The organism is Hydrogenophaga sp. 70-12 (genome assembly GCF_001897365.1).
Lineage (GTDB): Bacteria > Pseudomonadota > Gammaproteobacteria > Burkholderiales > Burkholderiaceae_C > Hydrogenophaga > Hydrogenophaga borbori.
The window spans coordinates 1-15,028 of sequence record NZ_MKSS01000212.1 but is presented as its reverse complement, the minus strand read 5'-3'; the positions used below and the strand labels follow the sequence as shown (position 1 = coordinate 15,028).

The following is a 15,028-nucleotide window of genomic DNA, read 5'->3' as shown; positions in this document are numbered from 1 at the left end:
TGCGCGTCCGACAGGCGCCGCAGCACCAGCACCACGCAGCCTTCGCCGCGCACGTAGCCGTCGGCGGCGGCGTCGAAGGTCTTGCAGCGGCCGTCGGCGGCCATCATCCGCGCCTTCGAGAAGTTGATGTTCATCTCGGGCGTGAGCATCAGGTTCACCGCGCCCACCAGGGCGGTGTCGCACTCGCCCAGGCGCAGGCCCTGGACCGCCAGGTGCAGGGCCACCAGGGACGACGAACAGGCCGTGTCCACCGTGACGGCGGGACCCTGCGCGCCCAGCACGTAGGACAGCCGCCCCGAGGCCACGCTGTAGGAGTTGCCGGTGCCGAAATACGGGTCGATGAGTTCGTGGTGGCGGTAGATGGCGCGGCCGTAGTCGTTGTTGCCCACGCCCATGTAGACGCCGGTGCGCGTGCCCGCCAGCTCGCCCGGCGCCTGGCCGGCGCTCTCCAGCGCTTCCCAGGCCACTTCGAGCAGCAGGCGCTGCTGCGGGTCCATGCTGGCGGCCTCGCGCGGCGAGATGCCGAAGAACTCGGCGTCGAAGCGGTCCACGCCGTCGAGGAAGCCGCCGTGGCGCGTGGTCATCTTGCCGGGCGCGTCCGGGTCCGCGTCGTACAGCGCGTCGAGCGGCCAGCGATCGGCGGGAATGGCGCCAATGGCGTCGCGCCCGTTCCACAGCAGATCGGCCAGGCCCTCCATGTCCTTCACGCCGCCCGGCAGGCGCAGCGCCAGGCCGACGATGGCCAGCGGCTCGTGCGCGGCCGACTGCGCGCGCGCCAGCTGCGCCTTGAGCTCGCGGATCTCGAGCAGGGCGCGCTTGACGGGCGACAGGGCTTCGGTGGCGGGCTGCGGGTCGTTCATGTTCCGGGGCTTTCGGGTCCGCCCGAGAGTTCCTGCATCAGCAGGGCCTCGGCTTCTTCGTCGGACAGCGCGGCGAGCTCGCCATGGGCCGGCGCGCTGGCCGTGGCCTGGGGCGCGGGCGCGTCCTCCAGGCCGAGCGCGCGCATCAGGTAGGCGTTGAGCGCGTCGAGGTTGGGGTAGTCGAACAGCAAGGTGGCCGACAGCGGCTGGCCGATGGAGCGCGTCAGGGCGTTGCGCAGCTCCACCGCCATCAGCGAGTCGAGGCCGATGTCCTTGAGCGCGCGCCGGGGGTCGATGGCGGTGCCGGCGTCCAGGCCCAGCACCTGCAGCGCGCGCTCGGCGAGGTGGGCCATGAGCGCGCCGCGGCGCTGGCCGGCGGGCAGCTGGCGCAGGCGGGCGGCCAGGGAGGCGTCGGGCAGGGCCTCGGCGGCGGGCGCGGGGCGGCGCGCGGCGGCCGGGAACAGGGCCGCGTCCACGCCGGCCGGCAGGTGCGAGAGGAAGGCCGACCAATCGATCGGCAACACCAGGGCGTGCGTGGCGCCCTCGCGCCACAGGGCTTCCAGGCGTTGCAGGCCCAGCCCCGGATCGATGGGCTTGAGGCCGCGCTCGGCCCAGGGGTCGCGGCCCGAGGCCGCCAGCTGCGTGGCCATGCCGCCCTGCGCCCAGGCGCCCCAGCCGACGCTGAGCGCGGGCAGGCCCAGCGCGCGGCGCGCGCGCGCCAGGGCGTCGAGCTCGGCGTTGGCGGCGGCATAGGCGCACTGGCCGGGCGCGCCCAGCCAGCCGCCGGCGGCGGAATAGAGCACGAAGAAGTCCAGCGGCTGCTCGCGCGTGAGCGCGTGCAGCACGCGCGCGCCGCCCACCTTGTTGCGCAGCACGGCGGCGCAGCGCGCCCAGGTCTGGCGGATCAGCGCGCCGTCGTCGAGCGCGCCAGCCGCGTGCACCACGCCGCGCAGGGGCGGCAACTCACGCGCGAGCTCGGCCATGAGCGCGCCCATGGCGGCGGCATCGGCGGCGTCCAGCGCGGCCAGGCGCACATTCACGCCACCCTCGCGCAGCGCATCGACGGCCGCCTGCGCCTGGGCCGAGGGCGCGCGGCGGCCCAGCAGCACCAGGTGGCGCGCGCCGCGCTGGGCCAGCCCGCGCGCGGTGTGCAGCCCCAGCGCGCCCAGGCCGCCGGTGATGAGGTAGCTGGCGTCGGCGCGCACGAAACCGGCCTGTACGGCCGGCGGCGCCGGGGGCAGGCGCAGCACCAGCTTGCCGGTGTGCCGGGCCTGGGCCATGTGGCGGAAGGCCTCGCTGGCGCGCTCGAAATCGAAGGGCGTCACCGGCAGGGGGCGCAGGCTGCCGTCGGCCAGGCCGGCCAGCACCTCGGCCAGCAGCGGCGCCACCAGCGCGGGGTCGGCGTAGGCCTCGTCACCGAAGTCGTAGGCGCGGTAGCGCAGGCCGGGGTGGCGCGCGGCCACGGCCTCGGGCGTCCAGATGCCGCGCTTGCCCAGCTCCAGGAACCAGCCGCCCGGCGCGACCACCGACAGGCCGGCGGGAATGAAATCGCCCGCCAGCGAGTTGAGCAGCACGTGCACGCCCTCGCCTTGCGTGGCGCGCTTCAGTTCCTCGGCGAAACCGGTGCTGCGCGAGTCCATCACCTGCGCCACGCCGAGCGAGCGCAGGAAGGCGCGCTTGTCCTCGGAGCCCGCGGTGGCGTACACCGTGGCGCCCGCGCGCAGGGCCAGTTGCACCGCCGCCAGGCCGACGCCGCCCGCCCCCGCGTGGATCAGCACGCGCTGGCCGCGCCGCAGCCCGGCGATGCGCTGCAGGCCGAACAAGGCGGTGAGGAAGGCCACCGGCAAGGCGGCCGCCTGCTCGAACGAGAGCGTGGCGGGCAGGCGCGACAGGAAGGCCGCGGGCACCACGGCCTCGCTGGCCATGCTGCCGTGGGCGAAGCCGAACACGGTGTCGCCCACGCGCAGGCCGTCGACGCCGGCGCCGCATTCGATCACCGTGCCCGCGCATTCGGCGCCGAGCGGGATGCCCGTGCCGGGGTAGACGCCCAGGGCCAGCAGCACGTCGCGGAAGTTCAGCGCGGCGGCGGCCACGCGCAGGCGCACCTCGCCGGCCTGCAGGGTCGGGCGCGCCAGGGGGCGGATGGCCAGGCCGTCGAGCGTGCCGGCCTGCGCCACTTCCAGACGCCGGGGCGCGTCGGCCACGGGCGCCACCGCCGCGTCGGGGCGGGTCAGCGCCAGCGGCACCAGCCGCTGCACCCAGGCGCCGCCACCGCGCAGCGCGGTGTCGGGACCGGCGCTCAGCAGCCAGGGCAGCAGCGCCGCACCGTCGCTGGCCGCGGGCTCGATGTCGATCGCGCGCGGCTGCAACTCGGGGTGTTCCACGCGCAGCACACCGAGGAAGGCCCAGGCGCCCGCGGCCGCCAGGCCCGCCGGTGCTTCGCCGGCGTGCACCGATTGCGCCGAGCGCGTCACCAGGGTGAGCGGTGCCGGCGCCGCGACCAGGGCCTGGGCCAGGTGCAGCAGCGCGCCGCTGGCCAGCCGCTCGGCCTGTTCGGGGTCGCCGGTCTCCAGCGCCGGGGCGTCCAGGCCCCAGAGGTGCACCGCACCGCGCAGCGGGCCGCTGGCCTGGGCCGCGTCCAGCACCGCCTGGAAGTCCTGCGGGCTGTGCGGGTCCACGGTCCAGCGGTCCCCGCCCAGGGATTGCAGGCGCTCGCCCGGCCGCACCTCGACGCAGCGCGCGCCACGCGCCTGCAACGCCGCGCGCAGCGAGGCCGCCAAGCCCGAGGCGTCGCTCAACAGCAGCCAGGCGCCGTCGGCGGGACGCTCAGGGGACGCGGCGCCGGCGGGCGCCGGCTGCCAGCGCGCCTCGTACACGCCCTCGTCCGGCGCGTCGCCGGCCAGGCGCCGCGCGTCGGCGCGCGCGAAACGGGCGCCGGTGATGAAGGCCACCGGCTCGCCGGCCTCGTCGTCGAGGCGCAGGTCGGCCGCAAAGGCCTCGGCGCCCGGCGCCGGTTCGGCGCGCAGGGTGGCGGTGGCGCGCAGGCGCGCCTGGCCCGGGCGCCACAGCGCGAAGCGCTCGACGCCCATGGGCACCCAGAGTTGGGTGGGCAGCCCCGCCGAGCCGCCCGAGGCGGCGGCCGCGCACAGCTGCAGGGCCGCGTCGAGCAGGGCCGGGTGCAGGCCAAAGCGCGGCGCCTCGTGCGCCAGTTCGGGCGGCAGGGCCAACTCGCCCCGGGCCCAGCCGTCGCCGGCGGCCAAGACCTGCACGCCGCGAAAGCCGGGGCCGAAGGCCACGCCGAGCGATTCGAAGCGTTGATAGAAAGTGGCGCGGTCGACGGCCATACCTTCCGTCATGGCGGGTGCGGCGCCCGGCGATGGCGCGGCCCCGCGCCGCCCGATGGCCGAGCACACGCGCTGCCAGCCGGGTGCCGCGTCGATGGCCTGGAACAGCTCCAGCACCGCGCCCGCCGCGCCGTCGCGCACGACCACCTGCCAGGTCAGTTCGCCCTGGTCCGGCAGCGGCAGCGGGCGGTCGACGGCGAAGGCCTCGAGCGTGCCCGCGCCGGCCTCGGCGCGCCAGGCCGCGTGCAGGGTTTCCAGCATGGCCGCGCCCGGCATCAGCAGGCGCCCGCCGATGCGGTGGTCGCGCAGCGCGCCCGCGCTGTCCATGCGCCATTGCGCCTGGTAGACGCGGTCGGCGGTGGCCGCGAGCGGCAGGCGCGCGCCCAGCAAGGGGTGCGCGCCGCTGGGCAGCGAGGGGACGGCAGCGGCCACCGGCGTGGGGCGCAGCCAGTAGCGCTGGCGCTGCCAGGGGTAGCGCGGCAGGTCCACCACCTCGCCCGGACCGCCAAGCAAGGCCTCGGTGTCCAGCGTGTGGCCCACCACGTGCAGCGCGGCGGCCGAGGCCAGCAGCGTGTCGCGCTCGGGCTTGCCGCGACGCAGCGAGGCGGCCACCGTGGCGGCGCGGCCCCGGGCCTGCAGCGTGTCGCCGAGCGCGCCGCTCAGCACCGGGTGCGGACCGATCTCCAGGAAGGCGTTGAAGCCGTCGTCCGACAGGGCCTCGATGGCGGCTTGCAGGCGCACGGGCTCGCGCACGTTGCGGCCGAAGTAGTCGGCGTCGAAGCGCTGGCGCGGCGCGGCGGCGCCGGTGACGGTGGAGTACACCGGCACGGCCGCCGGCGAGGACACCACCTCGCCCAGGCGCGCCACCAGCTCGCGCTGCAGCGGCGCCATCTGGGCGCTGTGAAAGGCGTAGTTGACCGGCAGCAGGCGGTGGTGCACGCCGCGCGACGCCAGGGCATTGAGCGCGTCGTCCAGCGCGGCGGGCTCGCCGGAGAGCACCACGCTGCGCGGCGCGTTCAGGGCCGCGAGCGAGAGCCGCTCGCCGAAGGGCGCCAGCAGGGCCTCGGCCTCGGCGGCGCTGCAGTCGACGGCGGCCATGCGGCCGTGGCCCGTGGCCTGTTGCATCACGCGGGCGCGCAGGCAGACCACGCGCACGGCCTCGGCCAGGCTGAGCACGCCGGCCACCTGCAGCGCGGCGATTTCGCCCACGCTGTGGCCGACCACCGCGCCGGGGCGCACACCCCACGAGGCCCAGAGCGCGGCCAGCGACACCTGGATGGCGAACAGCGCGGGCTGGGCCACCTCGGTCTGGTTCAGGCGCGAGGCCGCTTCGTCCACGGACAGCTCGGCCAGCAGCGACCAGCCGGTGGCCGCGCGGATCAGCGCGTCGCACTCATCCATGCGCGCGCGGAACACCGGTTCCTGCGCCAACAGCTCGCGGCCCATGGCGTACCACTGCGGGCCCTGGCCGCTGAAGACGAAGGCCAGCCGCGGCGCGGCGTCCGGCGCCACGCGGCCCAGGCTCGCGCCGGGCGCTTCGCCGTCGCGCGCGAAGGCCTCGAGCCGGGCGCGCAGTTCCTCGCGGTCGCGGCCCAGCACCGCCAGGCGGTGGTCCAGCGCGGAGCGGCGCGCGCCCGCGGTGAAGCAGAGGTCGGTCAGCGAGGCCGGGCTGCGCGGCAGAAACCCGGCCCACGACCGGGCGAGTTCGCGCAGCGCGGGCCCGCTCTGCGCGGACAGGTGCAACAGATGGGTGCGCTGCTCGGCCGTCGCCTGCGGCGCGGCGCCCAGGCGCGGCGCTTCTTCGAGCACCACGTGCGCGTTGGTGCCGCCCACGCCGAACGAGCTGGTGCCGGCGCAGCGCGCGAGCGGGCCGCGCGGCCAGGGCGTGAGCGCGGTGGGCACGGCCAGGCGCGTGCCGTCCAGCGAGAGGTGCTTGTTGAGCGACTTGAAATGGATTTGCGGCGGGATCGCCTCGTGGCGCAGGGCCAGCACGGTCTTGATGACGCCGGCCACGCCCGCGGCGGCTTCCATGTGCGCCAGGTTGGCCTTGGCCGCGCCCAGCCAGCAGGTGCCGCCGCCCACGTCGGCGCGGCCCACGGTGGCCGCCAGGGCCTCCACCTCGATCGGGTCGCCCAGCGGCGTGCCGGTGCCGTGCGCTTCGATGAAGCCGATGCGGCCGGGCTCGAGCTGCGCCGAGGCCAGGGCCTCGCGGATGAGGTCCTGCTGGGCCAGGCCGTTCGGCGCGGCCAGCAGGGTGGAGTGGCCATCCTGGTTGACGGCCGAGCCGCGCACCACGGCCAGCACGCGGTCGCCGTCGGCGAGCGCGTCGCTCAGGCGCTTGAGCACGATGACGCCGCAGCCCTCGCCGCGGCCGAAGCCGTCGGCGCTGTCGTCGAAGGTCTTGCAGCGGCCATCGGGCGCCATGAAGCCGACCTTGGACAGCGACACCATCAGGTCGGGCGTGACCATCAGCGAGACGCCACCGGCCAGGGCGATGTCGCTCTCGCCGTGGCGCAGGCTCTGGCAGGCCAGGTGGATGGCGACCAGCGAGGACGAGCAGGCGGTGTCCACCGACACGCTGGGGCCGCGCAGGTCCAGCAGATAAGACAGGCGATTGACCAGCACGCTGTGCACCGTGCCGGTGAGCGTGCGCGCGTCGATGGCCTCGGGGTCGCGGTACTCCAGCAGCTGGTAGTCGTTGTGGTAGCTGGCCACGAAGGCGCCGGCGCGGCTGCCGCGCAGTTGTTCGCGCGTGAAGCCGGCGTCGTCCAGCGCCTCCATCGCCACCTCGAGGAACAGGCGCTGCTGCGGGTCCATGCGCTCGGCTTCGCGCGGCAGGATGTTGAAGTAGGCGGCGTCGAAGCCGTCGATGCGCTCCAGGAAACCGCCTTCGCGCGCGATCGACTTGCCGGGCACCGAGGGGTCGGCGTCGTACACGGCCTGCACGTCCCAGCGGTCGGCGGGCACGGGGCGCACCGCGTCCACGCCGTCCACCAGCAGCTGCCAGAAGGCCTCGGGCGAGTCCGCGCCGCCGGGGAAGCGGCAGCCCATGCCGACGATGGCGATCGGGTCGGCGCGCAGCACGGCCTCGCTCTGCGCGCGCACCTTCTGCGCCATCAAGGCGAGCTTGATGGCCGACAGCTGGCCCAGCGAAGGAGAAGAAGGCGTGTCGCTCATGGGGGTCAGCGGCGCCGGCGCAGCAGCAGGGCCGCGTCCTCGTCGGAGAGTTGGTTCACGCCATCGAGCACGGTGGCGATGTCGGGCGCGGGGCCGGCGTCCGGCGCCGCCACCGGCGCGGCGGAGGGCACCGGGGCGGTGGCGTGCGCCCCGGCGAGAAAGCCCGTGAGGGCCTCGATGGTGGGGTAGTTCCAGGCCAGCGTGGCCGACAGCGGCTGGCCGTGCAGCGGCTCCAGGCGGTTGCGCAGTTCCAGCGCCATGAGCGAGGTCAGGCCCAGGCTGCCCAGGGGCTTGCGCGGGTCGATGCGCGCGGGGTTGAGCTTGAGCACACGGCCCACCACCTCGCGCACCGTGAGCTCCAGGGCGCGGCGGCGTTCGGCCGGGTCGGCGGGCTCGGCCGGTGCCGGTGCGTCCGACGCCGCGCCCTGCTGCGCCGGGGCGGCCTCGGACGCGAACAGGTCGCGCAGCAGCGGCGCCTGGCGCGCGCCGCCCTGCGCGCGCAGCCGCGCCCAGTCAATGGGCATGGCCAGCAGGTGGCCGTGCGGCCAGCGCAGGGCCTCGTCGAACAGGGCCAGGGCCTGGGCCGGCGCGAAGGCGCCGATGCCCTGGCGCTGCAGCTCGTCTTGCTGGCGCTGGCCGGTCTCGCCCCGCATCACGCCGGTCTGCGACCACACGCCCCAGCCGATGCTGAGCGCGGGCTGGCCCAGGGCGCGCCGGTGCCGCGCCAGGCCGTCGAGGAAGGCGTTGGCCGCCGCGTAGCTGGCCTGCCCGGCCTGCGGCATCAGCGCGGCCATGGACGAGAACAGCACGAAGGCATCGAGCTCGGGCAGCAGGCGGTGCAGGTTCCAGGCGCCGCCCAGCTTCGGGCGCAGCACGGCGGCGAGCGAAGCGGCGTCGAGGTCGCGCACCAGCTGGTCGTCGGTGAGGCCGGCGGCGTGGAAGACGCCACGGATCGGCGGATGGGCCTCGGCGGCGAAGCCCTCGAGCCAGTCGCGCAGGGCGGCTTCGTCGGCCACGTCGAGCGCGACGTGGCGCACGCTGGCGCCCAGCGATTCGAGGCCGCGCACGGCCGCCACGGCGCGGCCCGCGGGCGTGTCCGCGCCCAGGCCCGCCCAGGCGGCGCGCGCCGGCAGCGGCGTGCGCGACAGCACCACGAGGTGGCGCGCGCCCTGCGCCACCAGGCGCTGCGCGATCGGCTGGCCGATGCCGCCCAGGCCGCCGGTGATGAGGTAGCTCGCGTCCGGGCGCCAGCGCGGCGGCGCCTCGGGCGCCCAGGGCGCGCGGCGCAAGCGCGGCTCGAAGCCTTGCGCGCCGCGCAGGGCCAGGGTGCCCGGCGCGGCGCCCGGGAGGGCCTGGGCCAGCGCGAGCGCCGCGTCGCCGGGCGTGGCGGCGGGGTCGAGATCGATCAGCCCCCCCCAGCGCTCGCCCTGCTCCGTCGCCATGACGGCCGCCAGCCCCGACAGCGGCGACTGCGCGAGCGCCAGCGCCGTGGCCTCGGCCGGCGACACGGCCATCGCGCCGCGCGTGACCCACCACAGGCGCGTGCGCGACGCGGGCGGCAGGCGCTCCAGCGCCTGCGCGGTGAGCAGCAGGCGGTGCAAGGCGGCGGCGAGGGTGCCGTCGATGGCGGACAGGTCCAGCGCGCGCAGGTCCACCACCTCGGTGGTGGCGCCCGCCATCGCCTCGGCGGTGGGCAGGGCATCGTGCAGCAGCTCGGCGGTTTCACCGGCTTCCCGCAGGGCCTTCAGGAGTTCGGGGCCCAGGCCGCCGCGATCGGCGATCAGGCACCAGCGTCGCGCGCCCGGTGGCGCGGCGGCGGGGGCCGGCTCGGCGGGCTGCCACCGCAGGTCGTAGAAGGCCTCGCTGGGGCTGGCCATGGAGCGCTCGCCGAAGGGCTGCAGGCGCAGGCCACGCAGCGCCAGCACGGGGCCTTGTTCGTCGAGCAAGGTGGCGTCGATCAGGCCGACGCCGGCGCGCCGGCGCAGGTGCAGGCTGAGCGCGCCGGGTGCGCCAACGGCGCCGGATGGGCCCGTTGGCGCGCGGTGCGCCCGCACCTGTTCGAGGCCCGTCGGCAGGCACAGCTGGCCCTCGGGTGCCAGCAGCGCGGCGGCCTGGAAGCAGGCGTCCAGCACCTCGGGCGCAAAACAAAAACCGGGGACGGCGGCGTCGGGCAAGGCCTGGAGCTGCACCAGCGCTTCGTCGGCCGAGAGCCAGGCGCAGCCGATGCCACGCAGCGGCGCGGCGAAGCCGGCGCCCAGCGCCGACAGCCGCTGGTAGACCGCGTCCGCCGACAGCGCCGCGCCGCGCTGCAGCGCGGCCGTGTCCACGGGGGACGCCGGGCTGGCGCCGCTGGCGGCAGGGGCCGCCAGCCGGGCCCGCGCGTGCGGCAGCCACTCGCTGCCGCTGTGCGTCTGGAACGCCAGCCGCAGGCCGCCCTGCCCGTCCGCGCTGGCCTGCAGCTGCAGCGCGCAGGCCGCATCGGCCTGCAGGTGCAGGGCGCGCTCGAAGCTCAGGCCCTCGAGCACCAGGGGCTGCTCGGGCGACAGCGCGCGCGCGGCCGCGAGCGCGAGCTCCAGGTAGGCCGAGGCCGGCAGCAGCGCGCTGCCATGCAAGGCGTGCCCGAACCAGGCGGGCACGCGCTGCGGATCGATCGACAAGGACCACAGCGCGCCCACCGGGGTGCCCGCGAGTTCGATGCCCGCGCCCAGCACCGGGTGCTGGCTGGGCACCGTTCGCCCATGGCCCTGGGCGCCCGCGGCCGCCCGCTCGGCGGCGGCGATCCAGTGCCTCTCGCGCTGCCAGGGGTAGGTGGGCAAGGCCAGGAAGCGCCCGCCCTCGGGCATCAGGCGCGACCAGTCGGGCGCCACGCCGGCGCAGAACGCGGCGCCCACGGCCGCGAGCCAGGCCGCCTGTTCGGGTTCGCCGCGGCGCGCGCAGCCGATCACGGCCACCTCGGCGCCCGCCGCCTGCGCGGTCTGCTCCACCGAGGGCAGCAGCACCGGGTGCGGCCCCAGTTCGATGAACACCGTGACGCCCTCGTCGAGCAGGCGCTGCACGGCGGCGCCGAAGCGCACCGGCTGGCGCAGGTTGTCGCCCCAGTAGGCGGCGCCCAGTTCGTGCGCCTCGGCGCGGCGAGCCAGCACGGTGGAGACCAGCGGCACGGCCAGCGCCCCGGGGCTCAGCCCCGCGAGTTCGGCGCGCAGTTCCTCGGCCAGGGGCTGCATCTGCGGGCTGTGCGAGGCCACGTCCACCTTCACCAGGCGGCAGAACACGTTCTGCGCGGCCCAGGCGGCCATCAGCGCCTGCACGGCCTCGGGCCGGCCAGAGATGACGCTGGAGCGCGGGCTGTTGCTCACCGCCACCGAGACCTCGTGCTCGTGGCCGGCCAGGCGCCGCTGCGCCTCGTCCATGGGCATGTCGACCAGGGCCATGGCGCCCTGCCCGCTGGTGCGGCGCATCAGCGCGCTGCGGCGGCAGATGATGCGCATGGCCTCGTCCAGGCTGAGGGCGCCCGCGATGCAGGCCGCCGCCACCTCGCCCATGCTGTGGCCCACCACCGCGTCGGGCCGCACACCCAGCGAGCGCCACAGCTCGGCGTAGGCCAGGGCGATGGCGACCAGCACGGGCTGGATGACGTCGATGCGCTCCAGCAGATGCTTCGGATCGCCGGGTTCCAGCGCCAGCTGCTCGACGATGGACCAATCCACGAAGGGCCGCGCGGCCGCGTCGCAGCGCTCCAGCGCGGCCTTGAACACGGGCTCGCGCGCCATGAGTTCGCGGGCCATGCCGTCCCACTGCGCGCCTTGCCCGGGGCAGATGAAGGCGATGCGCGGGTGGGCCTCGGGCGCGCGCCCTTCGGCCGCGGCCGCCTGGCCATCGCCGTGCTGGCGCAGGGCCTCGGCCATGGCGGCGGCGTCACCGGCCACGAAGGCGGCGCGGTGTTCGTGCGGGGTGCGGCGCGTGGCGGCGTTCCAGCACAGGTCGGCCAGGGGCGCACCCGCCGACAACACGTCGGCGAAGCGCCGCGCCTGGGCGCGCAAGGCGCCTTCGTCGCGGGCGCTGAGCACCAGCAGCGCCGCCTCGCCCGCCGGCGCCACGCGCGGCGCGGGCGTGCCGGTGGCGGCGGGCGCTTCCTGCAGCAGCACATGCGCGTTGGTGCCGGCGATGCCGAAGGCGCTCACCCCCGCCAGGCGCGGCTGGGCGCCGCGTGGCCAGGGCGTGGCCTCGCGCGCCACCACCACGGGAATGTCGGACCAGGGGATGGCGGGGTTGGGCTGCTGGCAGTGCAGGCTCTGCGGGATGCGCCCATGGTGCAGGGCCAGCGCCGCCTTGATGAGGCCGGCCACGCCGGCCGCGCCCTCGGTGTGGCCGATGTTGGTTTTGACCGAGCCCACGCGCACTGGCTGCGCGGGGTCGCGCCCGGCGCCCAGCACGGCGGCGATGGCCCCGAGCTCGACCGGGTCGCCCGCGCGCGTGCCTGTGCCATGGGCTTCCACGTAGCCCACCTGGGCCGGGTCGATGCCCGCGTCCTCGCAGGCGCTGCGCAGCAGGGCTTCCTGGCCCGCCTGGCTGGGCGTGCCCATCGATCCGCTGGCGCGGCCGTCGTTGTTGAGCGCGCTGCCGCGGATGACGGCGTAGACGCGGTCGCCATCGGCCAGGGCCTTGTCCAGTGGCTTGAGCACCACCAGCCCCGCGCCTTCGCTGCGCACATAGCCGTCGCCGCGGGCGTCGCCGAACTTGCAGCGCCCATCGGGCGCCATCATGCGGCTCTGCGAGTAGGCCACGCTGATGTGCGGCTGCAGGATGATGTTCACGCCGCCGGCGATGGCGATCTCGCTCTCGCCGCTGCGCACGCTGCGCGCCGCCAGGTGCACCGCGGCCAGGGACGATGAGCAGGCCGTGTCCAGCGTGAGGCTGGGGCCGCGCAGGCCCAGCAGGTAGGACAGCCGCCCCGAGCTGGCGTAGCGGCCGCTGCCCGTGGTCATGAAGAAATCCACGCCCTCGGGGTCGGCGAACAGCCGGGCCTCGAAGTCGCTGAGCCACTGGCCCACGAACACGCCGGTGCGCGAGCCCTCCAGCGCGCGCGCATCGAGGCCTGCGTCCTCCAGCGCTTCCCAGGCGGTTTCCAGCAGCAGGCGCTGCTGCGGGTCCAGGCGCTCTGCCTCGCGCGGCGAGATGCCGAAGAAGCCGGCGTCGAAGCGGTCGATGCCGTCGAGGAAGCCGCCCCAGCGCGTCATCATGCGGCCCGGCGTGGCCGGGCGCGGGTCGAAGTAATGGCCGAGGTCGATGCGGTCGGCGGGGATCTCGCCAATGGCGTCGACCCCTTCGGCCAGCAGGCGCCAGAAGCCCGCCGGGTCGGTCACGCCACCGGGAAAGCGGCAGCCGATGCCGACGACGGCGATGGGCATCGGTGGGGTCGGGCTCATTCGGCCACCTGCGCGCGATGCGCTGCGGTGCGAGCCCCTTCGGGCGGCCGTGCGGGGCGAATTCGAAACACCTGCGCGCCATGCGCTGCGGTGCGAGCCCCTTCGGGCGGCCGTGCGGGGCTCATGCCACCACCCTCCCCAGCAGCGGCGCCAGGCTGGCCGACACCTCGGCCAGCAGCGCGTCGCGCTGGGCGTTGAGGTAGAAGTGGTCGCCCGGCAGCACGCGCAAGCGGAAGGGCCCGCTGGACTCGCTGCGCCAGCCCTCCAGGTGTTCGCGCGGCGTCAGCGGATCGTGTGAGCCGCCGAACACCGACAGCGGGCAGGCCAGCGGCGCGCGCCCGGCGGGCGGCGCGTGTGTCTCCAGCGCGTGGATGTCGGCGCGCAGGGACGGCAGCAGCATGGCCATCAGTTCCTCGTGCTCGGCCACCTCGGGCGGAATGCCGCCGTAGCGGCGCTGGATCTCGGCCACGAAGTCGGCGTCGGACAACACGTGCAGCAGCGGGTCGGGGTTGGGCCAGTGCGGCGGGCGCCGGCCCGAAACGAACAGGTGGCCGGGCTGGGGCGCGCCCTCATGGCGCAGCGCGCGCGCCACTTCGTTGGCCAGCACGGCGCCCATGCTGTGGCCGAACAGCGCGTAGGGCCGGTCCAGGTGCGGCCTCAAGGCGGCCACCACGGCCTCGACGATGGCGTTCAGCCGCGTGACCACCGGATCGTTCAGGCGATTGGCCCGCCCGGGCAGCTGGATGGCGATCAGTTCCACCGCATCGGGCAGGGCATTGCACCAGGGCCGATAGACCGCCGCGCTACCGCCCGCATGGGCGAAACAAAAGAGGCGCAGGCGCGCGCCGGGGCGGGGAACGAAGCGCTGGAACCACGGGCTGTTCATGGCGCGGTCCGGCGGCTGGAGACCTGAGCGTCGACGGCTGGTGCGACCCTGCGTTGCATGATGACTTCCTCTGGCACGCCCTGGTGGACGAACCTGTTCCTCATGTAGAGGGAACGTATGGGTTTTTGGCCTTCGATGTTACCGAATGTATCGTCTCGGACGGCTCCGCCGACCCCCTATTTCAGTGCCTTTCATCACGTTCCTTCCTCTACCTGTATCAAGTTACGTGCGAGCACCGCGCACAGAGAGAAGAACTGGTGAAATCCGGAGGCCTCCGAATACCCGTTACAGAATGTCGGCCGAGGCCGGCAGGCGATTAGACGGGCACCGGCCGAAGATAGGTAGTAAATATTCACGCAACGGCCCACGAGGGTGTAACCAAGGATGCGGATCAACCAACAGGCGCCCCTCGCGGCCCCGGGCATCGAACTGTGGCTGGTGGACCTCGAGGTCCCGGCGCGAGAACACGAGGCGCCCGCCCCCGGCGACTGGCTGGACGAAGCCGAGCGTGCCCGCGCCGCGCGCTTCCACTTCGAGCGCGACGCCCACCGCTACCGCGCCAGCCACACCGCCCTGCGCCACCTGCTCGCCCAGCGCACGGGCGTGGCGGCGGCCGGCCTGCGCTTCGGGGCGGGCCGCCACGACAAGCCGCGCCTGGACCTGCCCGGCGCACCGGCCTTCAACATGAGCCACAGCGGGCGCTGGGCCCTGATCGGCATCGGCGGGCAGGCGCCCATCGGCGTGGACATCGAGGCACCGCGCGAGATGGGCGAGCTGATGGCCCTGGCCGAGCGCAACTTCACCACCACCGAGTGCCGCGAACTGCTGGCCCTGCCCGAGGCCGGGCGCCTGCGCGCCTTCCTGCGCTGCTGGACGCGCAAGGAGGCCTGCCTCAAGGCCATCGGCAGCGGGCTGTCGATCGAGCCCGGCCTGTTCGAGGCCGGCACCACGCCCGAGCAACGCACCACCACCGTGCCGGTGTCGGGCCAGGCCTGCCAGGTGACGGTGCTCAGCGTGGACGTGGACCGCGAGGCCCTGGCGGCCGTGGCCTGGCTCGAACCCGGCTCACGGCACCTGGCGTTCTAGTCCCGCGAGTCGGGGTCGCCGCGCCGGCCGGTTCAGCCCACCGGGGCCGGCGTGGGCGCCGGCGTGCGTGGCATCTGCGTGAGCACCAGCAGCGTGACCACCGAGGTCACCGCCATCACGCCCAGCAAGGCGGTGAAGCCCGCGGCCTTCACCACCGGCCCGATCAGCCACACCGCCACCGAACTGGCGCCCAGCGACACCGCCAGCCGCATGCCGGCCACGCGCGAGCGCATGCCGTCGTCGACGAAG

At 75.4% G+C, this 15,028-nt stretch carries 5 protein-coding genes and 1 pseudogene; 1 reads left to right on the top strand and 5 read right to left on the bottom strand.

The features are described 5' to 3' along the window. The 4 genes from BGO22_RS12720 to BGO22_RS12705 all read right to left on the bottom strand — a co-directional run. On the bottom strand, nt 1-860 hold an 860-nt coding region (locus tag BGO22_RS12720; protein WP_286851135.1), incomplete at its 3' end, for a beta-ketoacyl [acyl carrier protein] synthase domain-containing protein. Next, nucleotides 857-7,381 carry a type I polyketide synthase gene (locus BGO22_RS12715; protein ID WP_286851133.1) on the bottom strand — a complete coding sequence of 2,175 codons (6,525 nt, stop codon included), beginning with the start codon at nt 7,379-7,381 and terminating at the stop codon, nt 857-859. The genes BGO22_RS12715 and BGO22_RS12720, both read right to left, overlap by 4 nt. Before the next feature lie 5 nt (nt 7,382-7,386). Continuing rightward, nucleotides 7,387-12,807, bottom strand: a complete 5,421-nt coding sequence (locus tag BGO22_RS12710) for a type I polyketide synthase (RefSeq protein ID WP_286851132.1) — start codon at nt 12,805-12,807, stop codon at nt 7,387-7,389. Between the two features lie 121 nt (nt 12,808-12,928). Then, on the bottom strand, nt 12,929-13,693 hold the full coding sequence (locus BGO22_RS12705) for a thioesterase II family protein (protein ID WP_070398030.1): 765 nt from the start codon (nt 13,691-13,693) through the stop codon (nt 12,929-12,931). A 384-nt stretch (nt 13,694-14,077) separates the two neighbouring features. Here BGO22_RS12705 and BGO22_RS12700 point away from each other — a divergent pair, with 384 nt between their 5' ends. Next, a complete protein-coding gene (locus BGO22_RS12700; protein ID WP_070398031.1) occupies nt 14,078-14,779 on the top strand; it encodes a 4'-phosphopantetheinyl transferase family protein in 702 nt (233 codons plus the stop codon). Between the two features lie 32 nt (nt 14,780-14,811). Here the strand turns inward: BGO22_RS12700 and BGO22_RS12695 are convergent. After that, nucleotides 14,812-15,028 (bottom strand): annotated as a pseudogene (locus tag BGO22_RS12695) (MFS transporter); the annotation flags it as partial.